This is a genomic window from Umezakia ovalisporum Ak1311 (assembly GCF_029891685.1).
Lineage (GTDB): Bacteria > Cyanobacteriota > Cyanobacteriia > Cyanobacteriales > Nostocaceae > Umezakia > Umezakia ovalisporum.
Genome location: NZ_JANQDJ010000049.1, coordinates 17,716 through 44,436, shown reverse-complemented (window position 1 = coordinate 44,436; position 26,721 = coordinate 17,716). Strand labels below are relative to the sequence as shown.

At 39.7% G+C, this 26,721-nt stretch carries 21 protein-coding genes and 1 tRNA gene; 13 read left to right on the top strand and 9 right to left on the bottom strand.

Features of this window, described 5'->3' with window-relative positions; all coding sequences use genetic code 11:
* Window positions 1-58 precede the first annotated feature (58 nt).
* Together NWP25_RS09160 and NWP25_RS09155 are read left to right on the top strand one after the other, a co-directional pair.
* Window positions 59-292, top strand: coding sequence for a hypothetical protein (locus NWP25_RS09160; RefSeq protein WP_280649490.1), 234 nt, complete (start codon window positions 59-61; stop codon window positions 290-292).
* A 6-nt stretch (window positions 293-298) separates the two neighbouring features.
* A complete protein-coding gene (locus tag NWP25_RS09155) occupies window positions 299-697 on the top strand; it encodes a type II toxin-antitoxin system VapC family toxin (RefSeq protein ID WP_280649489.1) in 399 nt (132 codons plus the stop codon).
* A gap of 338 nt (window positions 698-1,035) precedes the next feature.
* Here the strand turns inward: NWP25_RS09155 and NWP25_RS09150 are convergent, their stop codons facing one another.
* Window positions 1,036-5,022, bottom strand: coding sequence for a magnesium chelatase subunit H (locus NWP25_RS09150; RefSeq protein WP_280699243.1), 3,987 nt, complete (start codon window positions 5,020-5,022; stop codon window positions 1,036-1,038).
* Window positions 5,023-5,318: 296 nt separating this feature from the next.
* Between NWP25_RS09150 and NWP25_RS09145 the strand changes: the two genes are divergently transcribed.
* Window positions 5,319-6,575 carry a glycosyltransferase family protein gene (locus NWP25_RS09145; protein WP_280656696.1) on the top strand — a complete coding sequence of 419 codons (1,257 nt, stop codon included), beginning with the start codon at window positions 5,319-5,321 and terminating at the stop codon, window positions 6,573-6,575.
* A gap of 43 nt (window positions 6,576-6,618) precedes the next feature.
* Window positions 6,619-8,226, top strand: coding sequence for an SDR family NAD(P)-dependent oxidoreductase (locus NWP25_RS09140; protein ID WP_280649486.1), 1,608 nt, complete (start codon window positions 6,619-6,621; stop codon window positions 8,224-8,226).
* Window positions 8,227-8,607: 381 nt separating this feature from the next.
* On the opposite strand, the gene NWP25_RS09135 is transcribed toward NWP25_RS09140, so the two are convergent.
* The 4 genes from NWP25_RS09135 to NWP25_RS09120 form a co-directional block, all read right to left on the bottom strand.
* Window positions 8,608-8,994: a hypothetical protein gene (locus NWP25_RS09135; RefSeq protein WP_280649494.1), complete on the bottom strand. Its 387-nt coding sequence runs from the start codon at window positions 8,992-8,994 to the stop codon at window positions 8,608-8,610.
* Between the two features lie 336 nt (window positions 8,995-9,330).
* Entirely contained in the window at window positions 9,331-9,567 is a 237-nt protein-coding gene (locus NWP25_RS09130; RefSeq protein WP_280699241.1) for a hypothetical protein, read from the bottom strand.
* 20 nt (window positions 9,568-9,587) lie between these two features.
* Entirely contained in the window at window positions 9,588-11,870 is a 2,283-nt protein-coding gene (locus tag NWP25_RS09125) for a heavy metal translocating P-type ATPase (RefSeq protein ID WP_280649484.1), read from the bottom strand.
* 76 nt (window positions 11,871-11,946) lie between these two features.
* The gene (locus NWP25_RS09120; protein WP_280649483.1) at window positions 11,947-12,141 is read right to left on the bottom strand and encodes a heavy-metal-associated domain-containing protein; all 195 of its coding nucleotides are present in this window, start codon (window positions 12,139-12,141) and stop codon (window positions 11,947-11,949) included.
* 2,094 nt (window positions 12,142-14,235) lie between these two features.
* Between NWP25_RS09120 and NWP25_RS09115 the strand changes: the two genes are divergently transcribed.
* Window positions 14,236-14,309, top strand: a tRNA-Val gene (locus tag NWP25_RS09115).
* Between the two features lie 202 nt (window positions 14,310-14,511).
* On the opposite strand, the gene NWP25_RS09110 is transcribed toward NWP25_RS09115, so the two are convergent.
* Window positions 14,512-14,718 carry a hypothetical protein gene (locus tag NWP25_RS09110; protein ID WP_280649482.1) on the bottom strand — a complete coding sequence of 69 codons (207 nt, stop codon included), beginning with the start codon at window positions 14,716-14,718 and terminating at the stop codon, window positions 14,512-14,514.
* 246 nt (window positions 14,719-14,964) lie between these two features.
* Between NWP25_RS09110 and NWP25_RS09105 the strand changes: the two genes are divergently transcribed.
* The 3 genes from NWP25_RS09105 (at window position 14,965) to NWP25_RS09095 (ending at window position 17,962) form a co-directional block, all read left to right on the top strand.
* Window positions 14,965-17,127, top strand: a complete 2,163-nt coding sequence (locus NWP25_RS09105) for a Tex family protein (RefSeq protein ID WP_280649481.1) — start codon at window positions 14,965-14,967, stop codon at window positions 17,125-17,127.
* A gap of 177 nt (window positions 17,128-17,304) precedes the next feature.
* Window positions 17,305-17,703: a phage holin family protein gene (locus tag NWP25_RS09100; protein WP_280649480.1), complete on the top strand. Its 399-nt coding sequence runs from the start codon at window positions 17,305-17,307 to the stop codon at window positions 17,701-17,703.
* 67 nt (window positions 17,704-17,770) lie between these two features.
* Complete coding sequence (locus NWP25_RS09095) at window positions 17,771-17,962, top strand: YqaE/Pmp3 family membrane protein (RefSeq protein ID WP_280649479.1); 192 nt, start codon at window positions 17,771-17,773, stop codon at window positions 17,960-17,962.
* 169 nt (window positions 17,963-18,131) lie between these two features.
* On the opposite strand, the gene NWP25_RS09090 is transcribed toward NWP25_RS09095, so the two are convergent.
* Complete coding sequence (locus tag NWP25_RS09090) at window positions 18,132-18,935, bottom strand: histidine kinase (protein ID WP_280699239.1); 804 nt, start codon at window positions 18,933-18,935, stop codon at window positions 18,132-18,134.
* A 180-nt stretch (window positions 18,936-19,115) separates the two neighbouring features.
* Between NWP25_RS09090 and NWP25_RS09085 the strand changes: the two genes are divergently transcribed.
* The 3 genes from NWP25_RS09085 to NWP25_RS09075 all read left to right on the top strand — a co-directional run bounded on the left by NWP25_RS09085 (window position 19,116) and on the right by NWP25_RS09075 (window position 23,201).
* The gene (locus NWP25_RS09085) at window positions 19,116-19,340 is read left to right on the top strand and encodes a hypothetical protein (RefSeq protein ID WP_280649493.1); all 225 of its coding nucleotides are present in this window, start codon (window positions 19,116-19,118) and stop codon (window positions 19,338-19,340) included.
* Window positions 19,341-19,489: 149 nt separating this feature from the next.
* Window positions 19,490-22,111, top strand: a complete 2,622-nt coding sequence (gene leuS, locus NWP25_RS09080) for a leucine--tRNA ligase (protein WP_280649477.1) — start codon at window positions 19,490-19,492, stop codon at window positions 22,109-22,111.
* Window positions 22,112-22,163: 52 nt separating this feature from the next.
* The gene (locus NWP25_RS09075) at window positions 22,164-23,201 is read left to right on the top strand and encodes a DNA-methyltransferase (protein ID WP_280687787.1); all 1,038 of its coding nucleotides are present in this window, start codon (window positions 22,164-22,166) and stop codon (window positions 23,199-23,201) included.
* Between the two features lie 140 nt (window positions 23,202-23,341).
* Here NWP25_RS09075 and NWP25_RS09070 read toward each other — a convergent pair whose 3' ends face one another.
* Window positions 23,342-23,914, bottom strand: coding sequence for an HD domain-containing protein (locus NWP25_RS09070; protein WP_280649475.1), 573 nt, complete (start codon window positions 23,912-23,914; stop codon window positions 23,342-23,344).
* A 7-nt stretch (window positions 23,915-23,921) separates the two neighbouring features.
* Entirely contained in the window at window positions 23,922-25,307 is a 1,386-nt protein-coding gene (locus tag NWP25_RS09065) for a TIGR03985 family CRISPR-associated protein (RefSeq protein WP_280649474.1), read from the bottom strand.
* A gap of 100 nt (window positions 25,308-25,407) precedes the next feature.
* Here NWP25_RS09065 and NWP25_RS09060 point away from each other — a divergent pair, with 100 nt between their 5' ends.
* Window positions 25,408-25,713: a CRISPR-associated protein Csx3 gene (locus NWP25_RS09060; protein WP_280649473.1), complete on the top strand. Its 306-nt coding sequence runs from the start codon at window positions 25,408-25,410 to the stop codon at window positions 25,711-25,713.
* Between the two features lie 43 nt (window positions 25,714-25,756).
* The gene (locus tag NWP25_RS09055) at window positions 25,757-26,680 is read left to right on the top strand and encodes a CRISPR-associated protein Csx3 (protein WP_280699237.1); all 924 of its coding nucleotides are present in this window, start codon (window positions 25,757-25,759) and stop codon (window positions 26,678-26,680) included.
* Window positions 26,681-26,721 lie beyond the last annotated feature (41 nt).

Sequence of the window (26,721 nt, the reverse complement as noted above, 5' to 3'; positions counted from 1 at the left end):
ATAAATAGTTATCTTGGTTTATTAAATATACAAGCAAAATTTGTTAATGGTAAAGACTATGTTGAAATCAATTGAAGGAATTTACAAATACGGTAAAGTAGAACTTACAGAATTACCAGAAGATATTTCAGAAAGTCGTGTGATTGTGACTTTTTTAGATGCTAAAAAAAATCAACGGAAAAAGCAGATGATGCAGTTTGGGATTTTTGCGGGAAAGAAACAATCAACAGCAGCAGATTTTAAAATTGCTGAATTTTATGGGGATATTGAGGATAGCTTAGACTGGTTATAAGTAGTTATGAAATACGTTATAGACACTCATGCTTTAATTTGGTTTCTGGAAGGTAATTCACGGTTAAGTACAAAAGCTAAAGTTATTTTGTCTCAACCAGATTCTCAGTTAATTATTCCTACAACTACTTTAGCTGAGGCTGTTTGGATTGTGGAAAGAGGTAGAACATCTATTCCTGATCCTAAAGATATAATTTCTATAGTAGAAGCTGACCCCCGTGTGGTAATTTACCCATTTGATCAAGATGTACTGCACATGACTATGAGGTTATCTGGGATTGATGAAATGCACAATAGACAAATTGTAGCAACTGCGCTAATTATAGGAAGTAAAGGTGAATATGTGCAGTTATTAACTTGCGAGGAAAATTTAACTGCGTCGGGTTTAGTTGCTACTGTTTGGTAGTTGGTAAATCAAGGGGATGGCACTACATTATGCTTTTTTCTTACTTTCTGTTTCTTATCCTAAACAAAAACTTCCCAAATCTTTGAGGGAAATTCTAAAGCCACCCATACCAGAAAGAAGATATAAGAATGTAAATTTTGCTTGATGGTTTATAATTTTTACAGGTTGAGATAATTGAAATAATTCAAGTTGTTAATCATGACCATGAGGTTTTATATAGTGTTTTCAATTAAGGGATTATTCTGTTAATTGTCTCATCAAAGCACACTGAAATCCTTATGGGATATCGTCCTTGAGAATCAGTAGAGACGCTCTTGAGAGCGCCTCTATCTTAAAGATTATTCTATTCCTTCGATGCGGTCTTCAACCTCTTGGTACAACTGGCGGAGGCGGTCTAAATTCTCCTCGCTAGTTTCCCAATAACCCCGACCATTCACCTCCAACAAAGTTGAGACAATCTTGCGGAAAGAATGGGGGTTGAGATTCATCAACCGTTTCTGCATGGCTTCATCTTTGATGAAGGTTTCGTTGGTTTCTTCATAAATCCAGTTATCCACAGCACCGGCTGTGGCACTCCAACCGGTAGTGTTTACCAACCGCTTGGAAAGTTCGCGCACACCTTCGTAACCGTGAGATAACATCCCCTCATACCATTTGGGGTTTAACAACTTGGTACGGGCGTCTAAACGCACGGTTTCCGATAATGTCCGCACTTGTGCATTAGCTGTGGTGGTGTCTGCAATGTAGGATGCTGGCTTCTTACCATCACCACGCAGATTTGCGACTAACTTAGTAGGATCTGAGTCGAAGTAGTGGGAAACATCAGTTAAGCTAATTTCGGAGGAGTCGAGATTTTGGAAAGTTGCATCGGCAGTTTTTAAGGTGCTTTCAAACAACTGCCGGGATTCATCCATCATGCCGGGGTTATCGGAATTGAAGGAGAATGATTTCCGTTTTAGATACATTTCCTGTAACTCGGCTTCACTATCCCAAGTGCTGTTTTCTACTGCCAAGTTAATGTTTGACGAGTAGGAACCAGAAGCGTTAGAGAAGACGCGGGTTGCTGCTTGTCTGAGGTTAATTCCCATTTCCTCTGCTTGTTGCAAAGCGTGTTTGCGAACAAAGTTCATTTCCAAAGGTTCGTCGGCTTCAGCAGCCATTTTCACACCTTGGTCTAGCAGGTTCATTTGGTTGATGAACAAGTCGCGGAATACACCAGAACAGTTGATGACCACATCTATTCTGGGTCGTCCCAACTCTTCTAAAGGTATCAATTCTAACTTATTCACGCGTCCCAAGGCATCAGGGAGGGGACGTACACCAATCATCCACATGATTTGTGCTAGGGATTCACCGTAAGTTTTGATGTTATCGGTTCCCCAGAGTACACAGGCAATGGTTTCTGGCCATTGGTTGCCATTTTCTGCTTTGTTACGTGCCAAGAGCCGATCTACAACGATTTTGGCTGATTGGACTGCGGCTGTGGTTGGGATAGCTTGGGGATCAAGTGCGTGGATATTTTTACCTGTGGGTAATACATCTGGGTTACGGATGGGATCGCCACCAGGACCGGGTAGAATGTACTCTCCTTCTAAGCCTTGGAGTAATGCGCCGAGTTCGTTATCTGCACAAACTTGTTGTAAGCAGAATTCCAAATACTCAAACAGTGGTTTTAAAGCAGCAGTGTCAACTTGGGGATAACCAGCTTGATGCAGTACTTCTACCCAAGGTTGCTTTTTACCCATGTTGAAAAAGTTCAATCGGGAAACCAGAGACACACGCCCTTGAGCGTCGGTTTGGGCTTTGACCAATGCACCCACTGCTTCACGGGTGATTAAGGTAATGTCTTGTAATAGTTGGACGTCTTCTAAAACGCCTAAATCGCTGTTTTGGTAGATATCGTCTATGTTACGCCCGATACTGTTGGCAATGATGCGGGGTAAGCTGAGAATTTCTTCTTCTTGACGGTCTAAACTAGCGATGTTGACTAGGGTGGCTACTGCTTCTTCCGCAGTGGGTGGTTTACCAATAATGTGTAAGCCACAAGGTAACAACCTAGATTCAATTTCCATTAACTTGCGGTAGACGCTACCAACAATGACATCGCGCTCATCGGCGGTCATATGTTTGGCATCAATTTCTGGCAAGTTAATATCTTTGTCTAGGTTGACGATGCGGCATTTATCCATAATAGTGTTGACAATGGGAACACTGCGGCCACTATCTTTTAAAGTTTGGTAAGAACCAATTAGTTCGCTGAGTTCTTTCAAACCTTTGTATAAACCTGCATTTTCTGCGGGTGGTGTCAGGTAAGAAATTGTTTCTGCATAACTGCGCCGCTTGGCAATGGTGGCTTCACTCGGGTTGTTAGCTGCGTAGTAATACAGATTGGGAATTGTGCCAATTAAGTTGTCTGGGTAACAGTCACCAGACATCCCCATTTGCTTACCTGGCATGAATTCCAAGGAACCATGAGTGCCGAAGTGGAGGACTGCATCTGCGCCCCAAATGCGTTCTAGGTAGGTGTAGTATGCAGCAAAACCGTGGTGCGGGCTGGCGGAACGGGAGAACAATAGACGCATGGGGTCACCTTCATAACCAAAGGTGGGCTGTACGCCAATGAAGACGTTACCGAAATGTTTACCGTAAATCAGTAGGTTTTGCCCATCGCTATTCAGGTTTCCTGGAGGTGGTCCCCAGTTTTCTTCTAGGCGTTGAGAGTAGGGAGTGAGTGACTCATACTCTGGTACTGACATCTTATAGGCGATGTTCAGTTCTGGGCTAGCATACTGGGCTTGGGCATCGTGAATGACTTGTTCCATTAACACTTGGGGGTTTTCGGGAATGTCTTGCACGTCGTAGCCGTTATTTCTTAGCCCTTTCAATACTTCATATATGGAACCGAATACATCTAGGTAGGCTGCGGTTCCCACGTTGCCTTTATCTGGGGGGAAGCTGAAAACAGTGATGGCAACTTTTTTCTCTAGTTTTGGCTTGCGGCGCAGGTTAGCCCATTTTAATGCCCGTTGGGCTACTGCTTCTACTCGATCTTGTAACGCGTGAGCTTTACCTGTGGCCCCATCTCTGCCTGATAGGATTATCGGCTCAATGGCTCCATCTAATTCTGGAATGGCAATTTGTAAAGCTACTTGAATGGGATGTAAGCCTAAATCGCTATCTAACCACTCTTCGGTGGTTTGGAATACCAACGGCAATGCCACCATGTAAGGACGATTTAAGCGTTTGAGTGCTTCAATTGCTTTGGGATGGTCTTGTCTAGCTGGGCCTCCTACTAAGGCAAAACCGGTTAGAGAAACAACCGCATCTACTAACGGTGTCTTACTTGTGGGTTCATAAAAGTAAGCATGTACGGGTTTGGAAAAATCCAAGCCGCCTGCAAATACAGGAATTACTTTGGCACCAAGACATTCTAATTCTTGGACGATGGCTACATAATGAGCATCATCACCTGTGACTAGGTGGGTGCGTTGTAATACTAATCCTACACAAGGCGCTAGGGGATCTTTTAGATCGCTGGAAATATCCTTGCGGGCAGTATACCAATTCAGGTATTCTTTGATGTCTTCAAACATTGTCGTCGCCAAAGGATGCCAAATTCCCATGTCGGGATAGACAACTGGCGCTTCATATGTTGAAGATGCAAAGTTTTGTTTGTCTATGTCTTTTAATACATATTTATCAGCTAGCATCAGCAAGAAGTTTTCCAGGTTTTCTGGTGAACCTCCAAGCCAATACTGAAAACTGAGCATGAAATTTCGTGCGTCCTGTGCCTTTTCCATGGGCAAGAATTTTAATACTTGCGGCAGAGTTCGCAGCAGTTTGAGCATTCCATCTTGGAAGCTTGCCCCGGATTTCTCCTTGCGTTTGCGCATGAATTGGGCGATCGCACTTTTCGATTGTCCTAACTGTGCCAAGGAAAAGCTACCCATTTTATTGAGGCGCATTACTTCTGGCATGGATGGGAAGACAACTGAAACATCCAGGCGATCTCGGTATGGTTCGACGGCAGTAACTACTTTTTGTGCTAAGTCTTCTATGAAAATAAGTGAGGCGATAAAGATATTAGCATTTGCGATGTCCCGTTTGAAATCTTCATAATTCTCCGGGTCTCGCAGTTCCTCGATCAAATACCCACTAATTTCAATGGCTAGGTTGGGATTGTTCGAGTTAATTGTGCTAACAGCTTGCGACAATGCACTTTGATACTGGGACTCAAGCACGACATAGACCACCTTGATTAAATTACGTCCGCGTAAGTCATCAGGCGCAATATGTCTAATGGTGGACTTGACGTGTGTGAACATGCAGATAGGCTCCTTTGATGCGTGTTCTCTAACAGAAGTTCTCAACGACATCTGCCGCTAGAGTTACTTCTTTATTTTCGGCAATATTAATTTTTTATCAGAAAAACTTTAACCTTTGAGCATTTTTTGGGTTGTTTGACACAAATCGATATAAAAAAATAAATATTTATTTATAAAACTTGACAAATTATAAAAGTGTTTACTCATTTCGTGTAACGAAATAGTAACAATTGATGATTGGGGACTGAGAAGGCAAAAATATGGGAATATGACCAATGAACAATCACCGATGACCAATGACTAAGCCGGTTGATATTGTGATTCTCTCTAATGGCCCGGGTGAGGTAACAACCTGGGTGCGCCCAGTGGTGAAAGCTTTGCGCCAACAACTGGGGGATGATCGTTGTGTGGTGAGGATTTCTGTAGTTTTGTCGCCATGTCCAAACGCTAGTGGGAAAGAAGCTGCGATGGCTATTTCCTACCCAGAAGTTGATAGAGTACAAGCATCTGAGCATTTTTGGCGGTTTTTGTTATGGGGTAAAACATTTGACAATTGGGACTGGCGGGATAGGGGTGTGGTACTTTTCTTAGGTGGAGATCAAGTTTTTTCTGTAGTCATTGGCAGAAAATTAGGATATCGCACAGTTGTTTATGCAGAATGGGAAGCACGTTGGCATAACTTGATTGATCGTTTTGGGGTGATGCAGGCAAAAGTTGCTGAAAAAGTTTCGCCAAAATATGCTCACAAATTCACGGTTGTGGGAGATTTGATGGTAGAGGCGCAAAAATTTGAGCAAGTTTTAACTCCTGAGTCCTCATTGAGGAATGAACTGATTGGTTTGCTTCCTGGCTCGAAAGCGGCAAAATTATCCCAAGGAGTGCCATTATCGTTGGCTATTGCCGAATATATTTATGGAAAAAGACCTGAAACCAGATTTGTGATTTTCGTTGCGCCGACATTAGATTTAGCAACTTTAGCGAATTTTGCTGATGGTGAAAAAAACCCTTTTGTCAAGGTATTTGGCGGTGTTTCAGCTAGTTTAGTGCAATGTGATCATCTGGTTTTGAAAACTGAAAAGGGTTTGTGTTTGGAATTGTGCACAGAAAATCCCGCCCATGAATTATTATCTCAATGTAGTATCTGCTTAACCACAGTAGGAGCAAACACAGCTGAACTTGGTGCTTTGGCCGTACCGATGATTGTTTTAATACCTACACAACAACTTGATGCTATGCGTTCTTGGGATGGTTTACCGGGATTATTAGCTAATTTACCGGGGGTGGGTTCTAGCTTTGCGAAGGTGATTAACTGGTTGGTATTAAGTCAAAAAGGTTTATTAGCATGGCCGAATATCTGGGCTAAAGAGGAGATAGTACCAGAACTAGTAGGCAAACTCCAGCCTGTGGAAGTGGGAGAAATGGTTTTAGAGTTTTTAGCTCATCCAGAAAAGCTAGATCAGATGAGAAATCAGCTTCGCAGTGTCAGGGGAGAAAGTCTGGCAGCCCAGAAAATAGCAGAGATTGTCTTGGATGAAATTGCCAATTATACTTAATAAGCGAGGAGTATAATTATTCATCAGCAATATTGTTTAATTTATGAATAGCGACCTAGAGAAAGTATGTATTGTGACTGGCGGTAATTCTGGTGTTGGTTTGATGACTGCCTTGGGTCTGGCTGAAAAGGGATATCATGTATTTATTGGCTGTCGTTCTATGACTAAGGCTACTAAAGCCTTAAAATATATTCGTGACAATAGTGGAAATAACAAAGTTGAGTTTTTGCCCCTTAATTTAGCTTCTTTAAAATCGGTTCGTCAATTTGTGGATTTATTTACAGCTAGACAACTTCCCCTACACATCTTAGTGAACAATGCGGGGATTTTCCATCACAGAGGTACAACAGAAGAGGGATTTGAATTAATTTGGGGGACTAACTATTTAGGACATTTTTTACTTACATATCTATTGTTAGAGAAACTTGAAGTTTCAGCCCCTAGTAGAATTGTGATGGTGAGTTCTGACTTGGCATTAGGTCCGCAACATATTCCTTGGGATTTGTTAGTGAAAAAAACACCATTGAATTTTCTAGAGCTTTACTCTGTTTCTAAATTATGTTTATTATTATTGACAAGTAAACTTGCAAAACATTTAGCTCATGGCCATGTAACTGTTAACGCAGTTCATCCCGGATTTGTCCAGTCAAATATTACAATTGGGCATCGTCTCAGTAAATATTTAGGTTTGGGCATTACTCCAGAGCAGGGGGCAAATAGCAGCTTATTTTGTGCAACTTCTAGGGAACTAGAACAGGTAAGTGGAAAATTCTTTAATCCTAAATGTCAGGAAATTACCTTACCGAAAATAGTTACAGATGTTAGAACAGTTAACCAACTTTGGGAGAGAAGTTTAATTTGGACTGGGTATCAGCAACACCGGGAAAGCGTTGTTAATAATTATGATAATTTTACAGAAATTTCAGGACCTTATAGGCTGAAGTTAGATAGTAAAGAAATTGCTGATATTACTAAAACTATTTTCGCGGATGTATTACCAAAACCACCCCATAAATTATTGTTTTTACATCTTTTAGGTTTTTTAGTTAAGTTCAAATTTGGTTCATTTTTACTCTTACTATTGCAATTAAAAAAACAGCAATTTAATATGGAAAGACATATAGATTCACCAGAGGTGTGGAAATTATGCTGTGATGAAAATCTTTTAGTTAAGTTGCAAGAATATTTGGGTCAAGAAATAGTATTATGGCGTTCTGAAATATGGGCTAATTATCCCGCCCAAGAATTAATTCCATTTTGGCATCAAGATTCTTATCCTAAGTTACTTGTGGGCGAAGGTAAAACAATTAATATTTATATTGCCCTGACTGAAGTAAATCAGTTTAATGGTTTTGAGTTCATCCCCACTAATGAGATTACAGATACACTAGCGGTGAAAGTCACAGATCCTTTTAGCGGGAATAATTTTTTTGAAATTAAGGATGAATTGGCAAAAAAGGCGGTAAAAGTGGTGTTAAAACCTGGTGAATTTATTATGTTTACTGATAATCTTATTCACCGTTCTGTCTGTAATACAAGTGGTCAAACTAGATTATCCCTAACTTTAAGGTTAACTCAACCGAGTAAGTATATTAATTCTGGTTATAATCCTAATTTTCAAAGGCCTGTGTTGTTAGTTTGTATGAATTAGGGATTTTTGTTTGTAATGCTAAAATAATCGGTTAAAGTATTACTATACAACGTTATATTATATAGTGTTAAGTATGATTTTTTGAATGTCAGATCAGCTGTTATTGAGATAATTACAAAAATCCTTAGACCGATTATGAATGGGCCGAAAAGCATTGTAAGATTGGTTGATAATTTTGGGCAGCAAATAGAATTGTTTTTTTGCACATTTGTGAAGATAGGGGAATTGAAATTTATGAACAGTTATTAAATTTGTTAAAGTGGAACAAATGTTGTTTGTGCATGAATAAGTAAATCAATGTCAAACTCCGCAGCTAAAAGAAGAATTCAACAACAAAGAATTAACAGATGGGTAAATAGCTATGGTGTGGGGTTTATGAAGTTATTCTTCTGATTGTTCGCTTTGACGAGCTAGCTCATAAATAGCAGAAATCATAGAAGCCATAATCCCCATGCTAATGCCCCAGCTGCGTCCTAGGCTAATATCTATGAGCCAGTTGGATAAAGCACCAAATATGAGGAAAGGCACGATACTAAATAGTGAAGCATAAAAAGCATTTTGGGATTCTCTGGCTTGGCGTGTCTTTTCAAATTCTGTTTGGCTGGTATAAAGAGATCGCTCGGCAAAATTAAACCAGCGATTGAGCAACTCAATAATCTTGTCCCGGAGTGGCGAAAAAGCTAAATATAGGGCCAATGACCACAAACTCGCGCCGGCGATCGCTGCCGTGTTTACCTCAAAATGGAAAGGAAAAATTTCAGTCATAATAGCTTGGGGATATGGTGCAAGTGGCCAAGTTAACTATAAATTTAACTTTTAAGTAATTTTAAGCTGAAAACCTAGTAGAATTTTCATGAAATACAAAAATTCACCGCCAAAACTTGTTTTGAAGGAAGATGGAAGAGTTGAAAGCAAGTCATAGAGGGGTTTTGTAAATTCTGATGAAAAGATTTAGGGCAAATGGGGGGCTTGCCACTGCAATCATTAATTACCAAAAGCGAATTACAATCTTCATGATCGATTCCTGTGGCTAGGGATTAATCAACAACGCGATCGCCGTGCGGAATTATACGGAACTGCGATCGCTTCTCTGTTCAAGATTGATTATTGTTCTTTGCCATTGGTTTGTCGTGGCGATTTACTGAACAGAAACCACCATAGCTCTAGTGTAATTAACCCTAGACCGCCAATAGTCACACCAAGTTTCAATGCTAAAGGTTGCTCAATGGGTTGAAATTGCGTAACTTCCAGGGATGAAGAAGTTGGCACTGCTGGTGGTGTAGTTCCCACAGACAGGCCTAAAGCAGTAAGGCTAGCCCAAAGTATATTTTTGCTCAACATTCGCTCAATGCTTGTACAGTTCAAAAGGTGATTTTTGGTTTAAATTTACGCAATCTTAGAGCATTTGTGACCACAGACACCGAAGATAAAGCCATTGCAGCACCGGCGAGAATAGGATTGAGGAACCAACCTAAAAAAGGGAAAAGAATTCCCGCAGCTACAGGAATACCGATGACATTGTAAATGAAAGCAAAGAAAAGATTTTGGCGAATATTGCGAATAGTAGCCCGGCTGAGTTGAATTGCTGTCACAATTCCTTGCAAGTCCCCAGAAATCAGAGTAATATCACTAGCGGCTATGGCCACATCTGTTCCTGTGCCAATGGCAATTCCCACGTTTGCTTGTGCTAGTGCAGGTGCATCGTTAATGCCATCACCTACCATAGCGACAATTTTGGATTGGGGATGGGACACTTTTGTGGTCTCTGCTTGCAAAGATTGAATCATAGCTGCTTTTTGGTGTGGGCGCACTTCGGCAAAAATTCGCTGGATGCCAACTTCTTGAGCGATGGCTTCTGCGGTTTGGCGATTATCTCCAGTGAGCATTACTACCTCTAAACCTAACTTTTGTAGTGCTTTTACCGCTGCTGCTGAGGAAGGTTTCAAGGCATCGGCAATACCCATTATTCCTTGTATATTGCTATCTACAGCGATTAAAATTACAGTTTTACCCGCGTCTTCCCAAGCTTGTTTATATTCCTGGAGGGTGTCAGTATTAACTTTTAGTTCTGACATCCAACGTTGTGTACCAATTTGTACTAAGCGGCCTGAAACTACAGCTTGAACACCACTACCTGGCACAGCTGCAAAGTTATCGGTGTGAGTTAAACTCACTGCCTGGGACTGGGTATATTTTACCACTGCCTCAGCTAAGGGATGCTCAGAATTCCGTTCTACAGAACCAACCAACTGTAAAAGCTTGAGTTCATTTTCATGGGCTGTACCGTTAACAGAGACAAAATCTGTAACTGTGGGATTTCCTTGAGTTAAAGTGCCGGTTTTATCGAGAACAATGGTTTGGATTTTGTGTGCTAATTCTAAGCTTTGGGCATCCTTAATTAATATGCCATTTTCCGCACCTTTGCCAGTACCGACTATAATTGAAGTGGGAGTGGCTAAACCCAAGGCACAGGGACAGGCAATAATTAGTACACCTACTGTTGTCATGATTGCCAAGGTCAAGTTACCTATGAAGTTAAACCAAATAACAAAAGTGGCGATGGCGATGGCAATGACAACAGGTACAAACCATTCTGTAACTTGGTCTGCTAATCTTTGAATTGGTGCTTTAGAACCCTGTGCTTGCTGCACGAGTTTGACGATTTGGGACAAAAATGTATCTTTTCCCACTCGTGTGGCCCGAAACTGAAAACTACCGGTTTTGTTGAGCGTTGCCCCAATGACTTCATGCCCTGGTTGCTTCTGCACTGGTAAACTTTCACCAGTCACCATTGCCTCATCTACTGTAGAACTACCTGAAATCACTTCCCCATCTACAGGAATCTTTTCTCCAGGACGCACTAAAATCACATCATTGATTCTGACTTGAGTGATGGGAATATCCATTTCCATGCCATCGCGAATGACTCTGGCATTTTTGGGTTGTAGTCCAATGAGTTTATGAATGGCTTCGGAAGTTTTTCCCCTAGCGCGATATTCCAATAATCGGCCCAACAAAATTAAAGCAATCACAATCACAGAAACTTCATAATACACATAAGGCATCAAGCCCTGAGCAATGAAAAATCCAGGGAAGAGAGTAACAAACACAGAATATAAAAATGCCGCACTAGTACCCACCGCCATCAGAGTATCCATGGTTGCCGTATGGTGTTTTAGGGCTTTCCATCCATTGATGTAAAAAGTCCAACCACACCAGAATTGCACTGGTGTAGTTAACAGTAACTGCACCCAAGAGTTATGGAGAAATGCTGGAATAAAGGGTAGGTGTAGCCCGGTCATCATGGGTATGGATCCGACAAACATAATGATGCTGATTACACCAGCTACTATCACCTTGCGGGTAATTTGCCTTTCTTGTGCTAATTTACTTGCTGTCTCAAGCTCATCTTCTAGGGAAAGAATATCTTCTTGAAGTAAGTAAGAGGAGTATCCCGCAGCGGCAATAGCGGCTTGAATGGTCTTTAGGTCAGTGCTTTTTTGGTCATAATTGATGGTGACCTCCTCAACACCAAAGTTAACGTTGCAGTCAATCACCCCTGGAACTAAGCGAATTGCTTGGTGGATATTGTTCGCACAGGAGGCGCAACTCATGCCTCGGAGTTTGAGTCTGAGAGTATCCATGCTAAGTAAACCATTTTTACTTATGTAGAGTTATCCAGCAGAATTTGCATCTCAAGGATGCAACTTGATGTCAGGTTTAAGCAACTGGATAGCCAGCAGCAGCTAAAGCATCCTTAATTGCTGTTTCTGAGGCTTGAGTTTCTACGCTCACAAATTTGGTTTGTGGATCAGCCTGAACAATGGCATTGGCATCAACTGTTTTAACGGCATTGGTAATATTGTTTGCACAAGCAGAACAGGCCATATTGGGAACTGTGAGTTGAAGTGTCATAGATTTTACGGTATGAAATAAAAGAACGATAAAGACCAAGCTTATATCTGCTAACTTGCAGCCTACAAAGCTGACTAAGCCATCTGAAATTTTTGTGGTGAATCCTCATTTTCATGGCTGTAGTGAGTCCTTTCTACCATAGTCAGCTATTAAGTTGGGCTTTTATTGGCTTCTGGTAGAAATTTACATTATATTTATCGTAAAGTTTCTAGTTCACTAGAGAGTCTATCAGAATTTACCAAAAATTTAGGACGGCTTTTATTCAATTTTCTGATTCACGGAGCTTCGCTAACAAGTTGGGAAATCTGCCTAACTCATTGGCTTTTCTGTGCCTGTGTGGTTCGTGGTGTTATGCTATCAAATAGTTTAGTTGTATGTAAAAATTTTATATGTCCAATTTAAGTATAAACTTAAGTAACATATTTTACAGGAATAAGAAGTTGTTTTTAAAATTAACAACCATATATTTTCCGGCAGGGTATGTTCTTAATTTTATGGTGTTATTAAATTGGTTTTTTCTTGATTAATAGTTAGAACAGTGTTGAGAAAGAAAAGCAAGTTTTTGCCAAAAAATATCCAATTTATTCTGGAATATGCTATGGCAATATATAGTGTTTGCTGTGGCTTAAATTATATATGTGTATTCTAAAAATGATATAAATTCATCCATCCTTATAAAGGAAAAAGGCTTGGCCAAGCCAAGCCTTTATGTATACCAAGCATTTACTACACCAATATTAATTTAATATTTCTACCTCTTTAGTTCATCCTCCTAAAGGATGTGTGCAAATAAAATGAAAACTGATAAACAATAATTTTTTAATCACAAAAAGAGGTTTGGTTGATAACCAAACCTCGATTATTGCTGTGCTTAACAATATAGTAAGTCATTGTTTTAAATTAATATTTTGAAAGTTCATCTTCTTGAGATATAATTTTATATTACTTAATTTTTATTGATGCATCAAAAGTATGAAAAAGGCTTGAACAACAGTCAAGCCTTTATATACCAGGTGTTTACCATATCTAGATAATTTATATATTAATGTATATTAATTCATCTGTCTTAAAGATGTGTACAAATTTTCTACAATGTGGTAGGCATTGTTATATTTATAACAAATTATAATCATTTTGTAGTGCAAATTCATGCCATTGAAATATATGTTTCTTCATGCTTATAAAAAAACCCTGGCTGTTATTCCAGGGTGTTAACATATTTTTCAGGCATTAATACGTTGAATGATAACACTAGAAACAAATTATTTTCTTTACCTATTGAAAGATATTAAATTAATCTTATGTATGCTAGGATGGCAAAACGTTTTTTTAGATTCACTAAAAAATTGAGTATTAAGTTGAGTTAAATAATAACAAAAGAGGCTTGACTATTAGCCAAGCCTATTATATACCAAGAGTTTACCATATCTTGTAAGTCTAAATATATTTATAGTCAATTTCATCTATCTATAGGTTATGTCTAAATTTGCTTAAATGTGATAATAACTGGACTAGATTAATATATTTGCTAATAATAAATTATTTAGTTCAATCCTTGAGAATTTCAAGTTTCTAATATTACTTAAAACTGAGATAAACACTATATAATTTGACCAATAAAGTTGCTGCGCTATAAAAAAGGCTTGGCAATAAACCAAGCCTTAGTAGAAGTAGAATCTATCAAATTAACTTAACTCTTGCAATTACACTATTCATCTTCCAATAGGAAGTGTCCAGATATTTTACAATGTGATATGACTTGACATTGCGAACATAAAAAAGGTTTAGCATTTGGCTAAACCTCCATAGAAAGCAGTTATTCGACACACCAAAATTAATTTAAACGTACTATTTATTAAGGTCATCTTCCTAAAGGATGTGTCTAAGTATGTTGCCATGTGATATGGGATGATTGTTTAATGATGTAGTTCTGATTTGAGTTTTAAGATCACCCATAACCAATGTTGGTTGAAAGTTTTGGGACTCAATCCTATGAGGTTGGGTTCTGGGACTGTGGAACTGGGAAAAGTGCATAAAAATTAATATTTGCTTTTTTTGTGAGATGTATGTTATGTTAGGTTATGATTTGTTTAGGGACGTATAGCTCAGTTGGTTAGAGCGCTACGTTGACATCGTAGAGGTCCCCCGTTCGAGTCGGGGTACGTCCACTTATATGGGAAAACTTCTTATTGGTGAGTGAAGGGACAGATAGTTTGTCACTGATCCAGGATGTGGCACTTGATTTATTATTAGAGGATATGAAAGTATTATATCCTCAAGTAGCTAAAATTCTTGTACAGCAATGATTCATAAAATGACATTAATTTGTCACTGTAAAACTTGGATTATTGCAACATGGGAGGTACTTCTCTAATTTCTATGTAAAAATATCTCACTGCTGACCATAACAAAAATTAATAGCATGAGTTGAAACTGCCAAGGTGCTAATACTAAACTTAAGATTAAACTGATCACTGTAAATAAACTGATGAGATAGGCTATTTCACCGTGACACTTTTTAGATACATAACCAATGGCTAAACCAGTACAGAGGGGAATTAAAAAAGACAAGTGCATTTTGACTATCCTCGTAAATAAAATACAAGAGTATATCAAAGCAAACGAAAACTTTTTGATAATGGTTGTTAATTTTGTAACTAAGTAAAATTTATAAATTTTATACAAAATCCTTGAAATTAATTAACCGTCTAGTACCTTGAGATTTTGCAAAAATCCAATGAGTAAGTCAACGCTTGCTGCTATTCTTGTATCGAGGATCCAGCATATTACATTTAGGAGTAACTTTTTTAAATTAAACACCCAATGTTGAATATTCCTCAACTACTAGCGACTGAATTTAACCTCAAACCGCATCAGGTACAAAACGCGTTAGAACTTTTAGCGGAAGGTGCGACGGTTCCGTTTATTGCACGTTATCGCAAAGAGCGCACTGGTGAAATGAATGAAGTCCAACTGCGGGATGTTTTTGAGCGATATACTTATTTGACAGAATTGGCAGAACGCAAGGCGGTGATTCTCAATGCGATCGCTGAACAAGGCAAACTGTCGAATGAACTCAAAGCCAAAATTTCATCCTGTTTACAAAAAACTGAACTGGAAGATTTGTATCTTCCCTATCGACCAAAACGACGTACCCGCGCTACCATCGCGAGAGAAAAAGGGCTAGAACCTTTGGCAGAGTTTATAAAGTCCCTAAATATCAAAAATGCTGCAACGGCATCACTAGAAGGAGCAGCAGCAAACTATGTTGCTGAGAGCCAGGGAATAAAAACACCACAAGAAGCACTAAAGGGTGCTGCTGATATTTTAGCGGAAGAGGTGGCAGAAAAAGCGGAATTACGGGCTTATTTGCGTGATTACTTTTTAGCAGAGGGGATATTTGTTTCTCAGATTAAAAAGGATTATCCCGAGGGTACAACCAAGTTTGAAATGTACCGCAACTATCAAATGCGGGTAAGGAATATTGCACCCCATAATATGCTGGCTTTGTGTCGCGGTGAAGCGGAGAAGGTCTTGAATTATGAAATTGCTTTTGATGAAGATTTGGTACTTAAATATTTGGAATCAAAAGAGATTAAGAATAAAAATCCTATAATTCGAGACTTTTATCAAGCAATACTCAAAGACGCATTTAATCGGCTGATGAAAACTTCCATTATGAGTGAGGTGATTTCTGAAAAAACAACTTATGCTGATATGGAATCGATTAAAACTTTTGAAGCAAATCTGCGAGAATTATTATTGTCTGCACCAGCCGGGATGAAGCCAACACTAGCTATAGACCCAGGGTTTAGAACTGGGTGTAAGGTTGTGGTACTGGACCAAACTGGACAATTTTTAGAATATCAGGGGGTGTTTCCTCACCAAGGAGCGGAACAACGGGCCAAAGCCGCACAAACCATTAAAAATTTAATTGCAAAGTATCACATTGAGTTAGTTGCAATTGGTAACGGTACAGCTTCCCGTGAGACAGATGAGTTTGTCGGCGAGGTATTACAAAATATGGACTGCAAACCGATTAAAGTCATTGTCAATGAATCGGGTGCATCAATATATTCTGCCAGTAAGGTGGCAATAGAAGAATTTCCTGACTTGGATATTACCGTGCGTGGAGCCATTAGTATCGGTCGACGGTTACAAGACCCTCTGGCGGAATTGGTTAAAATTGATCCTAAATCTATTGGTGTGGGACAATATCAGCATGATGTAGATCAAAAGTTGCTGAAAAAGAAATTAGATGAAACTGTAGAAAGTTGCGTCAATTACGTGGGTGTGGACTTAAACACGGCTTCTAAAGAACTTTTGACTTTTGTTTCTGGAATCACACCCACAGTTGCTAATAACATTGTTGCTCATCGCAACGAGCATGGAGTGTTTAAGAACCGCCGACAACTGTTAAGAGTTGCTAAGTTGGGGCCAAAGGCTTTTGAACAAGCTGCGGGTTTTCTGAGAATTCGTGGTGGTGATAATATTTTGGATAATACAGCAGTGCATCCAGAAAGTTACCCTGTGGTGGAAGCGATGGCAGCTGATTTAAATGTACCGTTAAATCAGGTGACACAAGTTGCCGCAAAACTCAAAAACATAAACTTGAAAAAATACGTCACTGACGGTGTTGGTGAACCTACACTGCGGGATATTGTGAGGGAATTAGAGAAACCGGGTAGAGACCCCCGTGCAGAGTTTAAGTATGCCACCTTTAGGGAAGGAATTAAAGAAATTACCGATTTACAGCCGGGAATGGAATTAGAGGGAATTATTACCAATGTTGCTAACTTTGGTGCTTTTGTGGATATTGGTATACATCAAGATGGCTTAGTACATATTTCCCAACTAGCTGATAGATTCGTGGATAATCCTCAAAAAATTGTCAAAGTAGGGCAACTTGTTAAGGTGCAGGTGTTGGAAGTTAACGAAAAATTAAAGCGTATTAGTTTGTCCATGAAAGCTGTTAAACAATCATAGGATTTTTGTGTCTTTGTGCCTTTGTGGTTATGAGATAAATTTCACCACCGAGACACCAAGACACTGGTCTAAAGGTGGAACCGAAATCTATCTTTCATCAGAGACAAAATTTTAGTAATTATTGAATAATAGTATCAAGATTCGTAAAAAGTGTATCAGTAATTTTTAGTAAAAACAATGTGGGGAACATTTTTAACTGCTATAGCCACAGCATTGAGTTTATTAATTGTTGATTTAGTTGTCCCAGGTGTAAATATTGCTAATTTTCCGGCTGCGTTAATTGCTGCTTTAGTAATTGGTTTAATTAACGGTTCAGTTAAACCAGTACTTTCCACTTTTTCGCTACCACTTAACTTCCTGACGTTAGGAGCATTTTCGCTGATAGTTAACGGTTTTTGTTTTTGGTTAGCCGCAGTGCTGGTTCCTGGGTTCGCAGTGCGTGGGCTGGTGGCATTTCTTTTAGGACCGGTGATTCTCTCTTTTGCTAGCACCTTTATGAACAAATACTTTGCCGAAAAAAGTCTTGCTTTATCCAGGGGGGATGTAAATGGCCAAGGGGAATTACCTTCTAGATGAGTATTAGGATGAAGCGGGATAATTTCAGGATTTTCAGAGAAAACCAATTCTACAAGATGAAGAAGTCATGAAAATAGTTCGGTTACTCTTAGGTTTATTAGTACCTCCTGTAGGTGTTTTTCTCACAGTGGGTGTGGGCCCAACTTTGTTAATTAACATTTTACTTACACTTTTAGGTTGGCTTCCTGGTAGCATCCATGCAGTGTGGGTTATTGCTAAACATGAAGAAGAAATGAATAAAGAAAGACGCATTTCCTAGGATTTAATAATTGCAGTTTTCTACTAAAATATGGGGTTAGTTACCACCCTAGTTTTTTTTGGTCAATGTCTAGATTTTCATATGTGATTTGCTAAGGGCGAAAGGTTGAGATTCCCGACATCTTTAATGAGTCGGGAATTTTGGGGAGTTGTGTGTTGCTCGTACTAGCTTATTTCTTTTGAGGAAGTTTTTCTTGTTTCTGTGCAGGTTCTTCCTCTTTGAACAAGTCAGCTGTTGATAGCAATAACTCTCTTAAAGTTTGTTTAATTTGACGCTCTTTTTTAGCAATAACTGAACCAGCTTCACCTAGTTTATCTTCTAACTGTGATCGCTTTTCTTCTACTTGTGTAGCTACGGCTTCAGCTTGTGGACGAGCTTGATTATACCAGTGTTTTGCTTCGTCGATATAATCTTTAATTTCACCATCTCTTCCGCCGTAGCGTGCAGCTAAATTGGCGCGAATAATGGCTAGTTGTGCTTGGAGTTGAGCATAACGTTTCTTTATTAATGTAAACTCTTCACTATCTCTAACTGCATTGATGGCGGAAATAATAGCATTTTTAGTATCAGCAGTTTTATCTTTGGTGGTTTCTTCAATTTCCGCTAACATACCGTCAACTTCTTGTTGAATTTGTTCTTCTTCTTGATTCAATTGAGCTTGTAGCTTTTTCAACTCTGCTTGAGTTTTGACAATAGCTTCGTGTCTTTTAGTATTAGCACCTTCCAGGGCACCTTCAATTGATGCTGTGAGTTCTTCTTTAATTTCTGCCCCTTTACCTTGCAAACTTTCCACCACAGCGGAAACTGCATCTTTTACCAAAGAACGAATTTCGCTGGAACCTGCTTTTAACTCAGAACCAAGCTGAGAAACGGCGGTTTTGACAATTTCACGAATGCGATCAGTTCTTAACTTTCCAGTTTCTTTTACTTGCTGTAGGTCAGTTTTAATTTGCTCTTTGATGTTGTTAGGCATTGTTAATTTTTCCTTTTGAGATAATTGGATAAAATTTTTCAGACATTATCTTGCACCCATATCGTAATAGATGTTTAAATAAATAAATACCTCCTTTAGAGAGAAAATCTAAAATCACTAAAAAAATGGTGTAACGTTTATGAGATGATTAAAACTAAATTCTAGTAAATGAGATCAACTATGTGGCGGGTTAGTGTTATTTGTTCGGGTGATGCTTGGAAACAACAAGGTGCTAGTTTCAAAATTAGGTCAGATAAGTATCAAGGTGAATGTATTGCTTCTAAGAAAATGCCAGATGGCACGCGGATCATGGAATATAAAATAGAAGATGTCAGTGATGCTGAGGCTTTTCAGGAAGAGTGTGCAAACTTGCCAGGATTTACAGCTGAGTTTGAATCTTTGTAACTGGGATAATTAGCTTGAGGTGGTTTGAGTAGATGCTCAACAAAAATTTTAACTCAGCCAGGAAATATTATTTTGCAGCAACTTATTACAGTACCTAGCATCTACAATATTTAAGCAGACACGATTACAGTCCCCTAGGAGAATTTTTGGTGGATTCCCGATATAACCCAGTAAACATTGAGGAAAAATGGCAACAAACATGGGCGGAACTTGGCTTAGATCAGACAGCTATAAATAGTCACAAGCCAAAATTCTACGCTCTTTCCATGTTCCCTTATCCATCCGGCAGCCTCCATATGGGTCACGTCCGTAATTACACTATCACTGATGTAATTGCACGCCTCAAGCGAATGCAAGGATATAGAGTGCTGCACCCAATGGGTTGGGATGCCTTTGGTTTGCCAGCAGAAAATGCCGCTATTGACCGAGGAGTTCCACCGGCAAAGTGGACTTATGAAAATATTGCTCAAATGCGTCAGCAATTAAAGCGTCTTGGTTTGTCTATTAATTGGGATAGTGAACTTGCTACTTGTTCGGCTGATTATTATAAGTGGACGCAGTGGATTTTCTTGCAGTTCTGGCGAGGAGGTTTAGCTTATCAAAAAGAAGCAGCAGTTAACTGGGACCCTGTTGACCAAACAGTGGTGGCCAACGAGCAAGTTGATAGCGAAGGACGTTCTTGGCGCAGTGGGGCAAAAGTTGAGCGCAAACTATTACGGCAGTGGTTTTTAAAGATTACTGACTATGCTGAAGAATTGCTCAATGATTTAGATAAATTAACAGGCTGGCCGGAACGGGTCAAGGTGATGCAAGGGAATTGGATTGGTAAATCTACAGGTGCTTATTTAGAATTTGCTGTGGTGGGGATGGATGAAAAAATCCCTGTATACACCACGCGCCCGGATACAGTTTATGGTGTTAGTTATGTGGTATTGGCACCAGAGCATCCTTTAACCAAGGTTGTTACGACCAAAGAACACAAAAGAAATGTAGAAGCTTTTATTCGAGAAGTTTCCCAGCAAAGTGAGTTAGAACGTACTGCCGAAGATAAACCAAAACGAGGTGTCCCCACTGGCGGTAAAGCCATCAATCCTTTTACGGGGGAAGAAGTGTCCATCTGGATTGCTGATTATGTGTTGTATGAGTATGGTACTGGGGCAGTAATGGGTGTACCTGCCCACGATGTGCGAGATTTTAAATTTGCCCGTGTTTATGATTTACCTATTGAATTTGTCATTGCTTCTGTGGAAGATGTGGCAGATTTTGACTTAACGCCAGCATTAGCAACAGATGAAATCACAAAAGTTATTAATATTGAATATAACGAGGCATATACTGAACCGGGAATTTTAATTAATTCTGGGCCTTTTACTGGGATGAATTCTGCAGATGCCAAAGCTGCAATCACTAAATATGCCGAGGAAAACAATGTTGGTAGACTGCGAGTGCAATATCGCTTGCGGGATTGGTTGATTTCTCGACAACGTTACTGGGGCGCACCCATACCGATAATTCATTGCCCCAATTGTGGTGTGGTGCCAGTCCCAGATGAGGATTTGCCAGTGAAGTTGCCAGAAGAGGTGGAATTGACTGGACGTGGTGGTTCACCTTTGACTCAGTTGGAAAACTGGCTAAATGTTCCTTGTCCGACTTGCGGCACTCCAGCTCGGCGGGAAACCGATACAATGGATACCTTTATTGATTCTTCTTGGTATTTCTTGCGCTATCCTGATGCCAAAAATGAACAACAGGTATTCGACCCTGCTAAAACTAATGACTGGATGCCAGTGGATCAGTATGTAGGTGGTATTGAACATGCCATTTTACACTTGTTATATTCGAGATTCTTTACTAAAGTGTTGCGGGATCGAGGTTTATTGAATTTTGATGAACCTTTTGAACGTTTGTTAACCCAGGGGATGGTACAGGGTTTAACTTACATGAATCCTAATAAAAGTGGTAAAGATAAATGGGTTCCCTCACATTTAGTCAACCCAGAGGACCCCAGGGACCCCCACACGGGTGAACCATTACAACGCCTTTATGCTACTATGTCCAAGTCTAAGGGTAATGGTGTAGCACCGGAAGATGTAATTAGTAAGTATGGTGTGGACACAGCGCGGATGTTTATTTTGTTCAAAGCACCACCAGAAAAAGACCTGGAGTGGGATGAAGCCGATGTAGAAGGACAATTCCGCTTTTTGAATCGGGTGTGGCGCTTGGTAACAGATTATGCTGGGGCTGGAGTATCAACTCAGCAAGCCCAAGTTTCTAATTTAAGTAAACCAGAAAAGGAATTACGCCGGGCAATTCACGCAGCTATTCAAGCTGTAACGGAGGACTTGGAAGACGAATATCAATTTAATACGGCTGTTTCTGAATTGATGAAGTTAAGTAATGCTCTTACTGATGCCGAGTGCAAAAATTCGCCAATTTATGCTGAAGGTATTCAGACTTTAGTGATGATGTTAGCTCCTTTCGCTCCACACATTGCTGAGGAATTGTGGCACTTGCTGGGTAATACTAATTCTGTTCACACTCAGACTTGGCCATGTTTTGACCGGGCTGCTTTGGTAGCAGAAGAAATTACTTTGGTAATTCAAATTAATGGCAAAAAACGTGTTGATATTTGTGTTCCTGCACAAGCTGATAAGGCTGACTTGGAAAAATACGCGCGTGAATCTGAAGTGGTTCAGCGTTACCTTGAAGGTAAGGAGATTAAAAAAGTGATTGTAGTTCCTGGCAAGTTGGTGAATTTTGTAGTTGCTTAACAAAATTTAGATCCCCCGCTTTTTTAAGAAGTGGGGGACGTGGTAAGGTGTGGTGAAGAAAGTTGTGTTTGTTAAATTGGGGATGAAGGTTCCAGAGCCAATGGATAAAACACGCAAAATTGCTAGTAAAGAACACAATAATTATCTTGCTCAAGGCATGGCACCACACAAGGCAACTCAGTGTGTTCCATCTTCCCTGTTGCAATGTTTTTCTGAAAGTTTAAAATATGATCTCTCAGTTAAACAACAAGTTTTAGAGGGACAATTATTTAAAGTTTTAGGTGCGCCATTTTATTCTGACAATGGATTTATTCTTTATAACGGTGATGCTAAAGATTTTTTAGACAAACTCAGTTCAACAAATATCAATATTGATCTAACTGTGACCTCTCCGCCATATAACATTGGTAAAGAATATGAAGCCCCAATGTCTGTGGATGAGTATATTGAAAGTTCCTCGGTGTGGATGTGTCAAATCCATAAAGTTACTAAACCTGACGGTGCATTTTGGTTAAATGTGGGGCATTTTGCAGTTGCCAATAAAGGTTTATGTGTACCCATACCTTATTTATTATGGGATAAGTCACCGTTTTATTTACTGCAAGAGGTGGTATGGCAATATGGCGCTGGTGTTTGCACAAAATATCGTCTGAGTCCACGTAACGAAAAATGGCTTTTTTATGTTAAGGATGCTCAAAGGTATACTTTCAATTTAGATGACATCCGTGATCCAAATGTGAAGTATCCCCATCAGAAAAAAAATGGTAAATATAGATGTAATCCTCTGGGGAAAAATCCGTCTGATGTTTGGGAGTTTCCTAAAATCACTACAGGTAAAAAACGCAGTTCAAAAGAACGCACTGGACACCCGGCGCAGTTTCCTTTAGGGATTGTTGAGAGAGTTGTTAAAGCTTCATCAAATCAGTTAGAGTTAGTTCTTGATACCTTTGCTGGTTCTGGGTCTACTGGTATAGCAGCAGCAGGTTTAGGACGGATATTTTTAGGGTTTGAAATTAGGTCTGATTACTGCAAAATGGCAGTAAATAGGTTTAAAGCTTTTCAGGTGGAAAGAGAGAATTTTGCTCAATAAAAATCATTAAGAAAAATCACTAGAGCAAACCAGCTTGGTGGAGGGGAAAGGGTGGGTTAAGGGTAAGCAATAAATAATTCTTAGACTCTTGACAAAGTTGGGATCACTGCTAACCTGATTGTGGTAGAGGCTGGATTGTTTTAGCTTTGTTGGCGCAAGTTATTAATAACTCGTGAAAATTCATCGGTCATAAAATCAGAGCCGGTGGCTGTGTAAACTTTTAATAACTCTTGATAAAACCATAGAGTTCCTTCTTTGCCAGCTTTAAACTGACCCCAGATACTATTACCATATTGTTGCCAGTCGGCAAGTAATGATCTCGCATTGTGTAATTTATCTGCTAAAGATACTAATCTTACGGATGGTGAGGCGTGATGCAGGTTTTGCAAATATCGCTGCTTTCGTTGTTTCCAAGGGGGTTTAGGTGGTGTATCCCACTCTGTACAACCATCAATAATTTCTGCTACGGTTTCACCAAAAAGGTCGTTGATTTCCTTACGGATAACTTTCCCTCCTTGGTCTTCGATACTATCATGCAATAAAGATGCGATCGCTTCTTCTTCGGTTCCTCCAGCTTCTAGTACCAATGCTGTTACACTTAGCAAATGGGCAATGTAAGGAACTCCGCCAGTTTTACGGGTTTGATTAGCGTGGAGACGAGTGGCATATACTAATGCTGATTCAAATTTTGCTGTCAATTTTGTGGATTTCATAGTTTAATTAATTAAGGTAGAGTTTATGTTCGGCAAGGATATCGGCGGCAACCTTTTGCCGTAAGTCCCAAGGTAGGATAACTTCTGCTTTGGGTCGCCATGCGCGTATACGCATACTGACATCGTGATCTAGATGTCGATATTGGACACGGTAGTAGGCGTCTTGTGGAGAACGATCTTTGAGGATTGTGAGTAGTGCTTGTCGTTGTTCTGGTATTGGAGTGTGTTGCCTGATTAAAGTTTTTGCTTGCTGGTAAGAGATAACTTCAAATGTGTTATGACGAACAGTATCCTGAATATATAGGTCATGATGATCTCGGTCAAATCGTAGCAGCATCAATTGGGGGGGTAGGTAAAAATCAAAGCCCCAAGCTTTAGACATTTGGGTTTCAATGTCTTCGGGATTGGGCAAATTAGCTTGTTGATAGCGTTGCTGTAAAACCAGGGGAATAGATATATCGGTCCAGTTGATGGGTCTAATATTTTGAATTCGGTCGAGTCGATAGTTGTACCAATCATTGTGCCCATCAGGACTTTGCCCAAAGGCACACAGATAAACTGCTCGTTGTACATAATAACTACAGACTGGGTAAACTGTGCATTTGACAGATTTTCGTAAACTGGCACTGTTGTAAGTTAGCTGCACGGGTGGTACTGGTGTTTTTTTCCAAATTTTTTGTAATATATTACACCAGTCATCGACTTTATCTATAGTATGACGGGGACTAACATAATCAAGTTTGCAGAAAAATCTTTGTACACCACAAATCTTTGCTGAATGATTTTGAGCGATGGCCACTAAGTCTTCTTGATTGAGAAAGTTGAATTCTTCCCGATGATAATTATTAATTATTGTTGTTGAAGATGTGGTGATGGGACGAGATGGTAATGTTTTGACACAATGATATTTCTGTGCTCGATATTCCAGCCATCCCATATCTGTGAGGATTTGTAAATCTGCTTGGAGGGAACGACGAGTTACACTAAACAATCGTTTTTCTAATGCCTTATTCACATCAGATTCTAAAACACCTGCGTGGGTTATGAGCGATCGCCGCCATTGTGGTTCTGAAAGTTCAGTGTTTGAGTTAAATAACCATGCAGCAGTGGTTTTAGCACAAGGGCAGTTTTGATCATGGAGATGAGGAATTGCTTCACCTTTGGGATGTGTGGAACTAAAAAACGCGTCGCGCCAGTGGGCAAAGGTAAAAGAGTTATTCAGGAGCAAGCGTTCTGGAGTTGATCCATATAACGATCCTTCTTCAAGGCCATATAAGGAACGTAACCATACCCATAATCGAATTGCTCGGAGTAAGTTTTGTTTGAGAGAACCGCGAGCTAACCATTGCAGCAGTTCTACTTGGGGAGTATCTACAAAAATTGGCTCAGACACTGGTTAACTAAGTTGAAGTATAACACTAGCATAAAACCCTATGGAACTAGCATCTTCCATTGCTGTGTATGATGTATGTATTAATTGAAGATAGAAAATTATGAGTACCTACAGAATTGAGTTCAAGGATGATATTTTGCGTGTCAGTTTCGCTGAACCGGCACAAAATAACCAAATTGTCCAAGATGCGGCGCTAAGACTGGAAGAAATGTCTACTTTAGGAGAATTGAGTGGAGGACAATTGCTCAGGATTAATGGGCCGATTTCTATACCTGTAGCATTTGTTTTAGCTCATAAATTGGCTCATATTTACGGTGCTATTGGTTTTTATGATCCTAAATTGGGTAAGTATGTGATTTGTATCACTCATAATCCTACATATAAGCTGGGAGACTTGATTGATTGATATTTGATTAACAAAGGAGATGAAATAGGTAGTCAGAAATATTATGACAACGTATCATATCAGTCTGAATGGTGATGTTTTAAAAGTTGGGTTTGGTCAACCAGGCAATGGCGACGAAGTTGTGAGGGATGCGGCAATACAGTTAGATAAAATGATCAACTCTGGAGAAATGTCTGGGGGAAAACTGCTGAAAATTGATGGACCGGCATCTGTTGCTGTGAGTTACTTGATAGCAAATAAAATAGCTCATCTTTATGGTGCGATCGCGGTTTTTGACCCTAAAATTGGCAGATCTGGATACAAAACTTATATTATTGCCGTTACGCAAACACCGAGTTATCAATTAGGGGAGCTCATAGAAACAGACGAACCACAAAAGAATAGGCAAATTATCAAAGTTGTGCTGTGCGGCCCTCCCCAGTCGGGTAAATCATGTCTGCGTGAAGGTTTAAAGCAAGCTATTAGTAATATTTCCGGCGCACCATATCCTTATGTTATTACAGCTTGTCCAGATGGGGAAGGGGCTTGGTTTTCGGATGCTGCGAAGCGAGACCCTGATTTAGCCAGACGACTAAAAAATGAGTATAAAGCCAAATTTACACGGGAGTTTGCACAAAAAGCAGCTGGTTGGGTGAGGTCTGCCACTACACCATTAAATATTGTTGATGTGGGTGGCAAAATCAGTGAGGAAAATCGGGTAATTATGCGTGAAGTAACTCATGCAGTGATTTTAGCTGGGGAGAAAGCACAAGAAGATGTACGGAAATGGGAAGAATTTTGTAGCAATTTAAATATACGGGTCATTGCCAAGATTGTTAGTGATCTTGATGCTCAAGCAGATATAATTATGACAATATCACCATTATTGACTGGTACTATTCATCACCTGGCACGGGGAGAGGATGTTTCTAGTCGCTCGGTGGTGCAGGCTTTGGCCCAGGTGTTGGTGGATTTGTGTAAAGGGTAGTAAGAAGGGATTGCGCCGGGGGCAGTGCCGCAGATACTGAT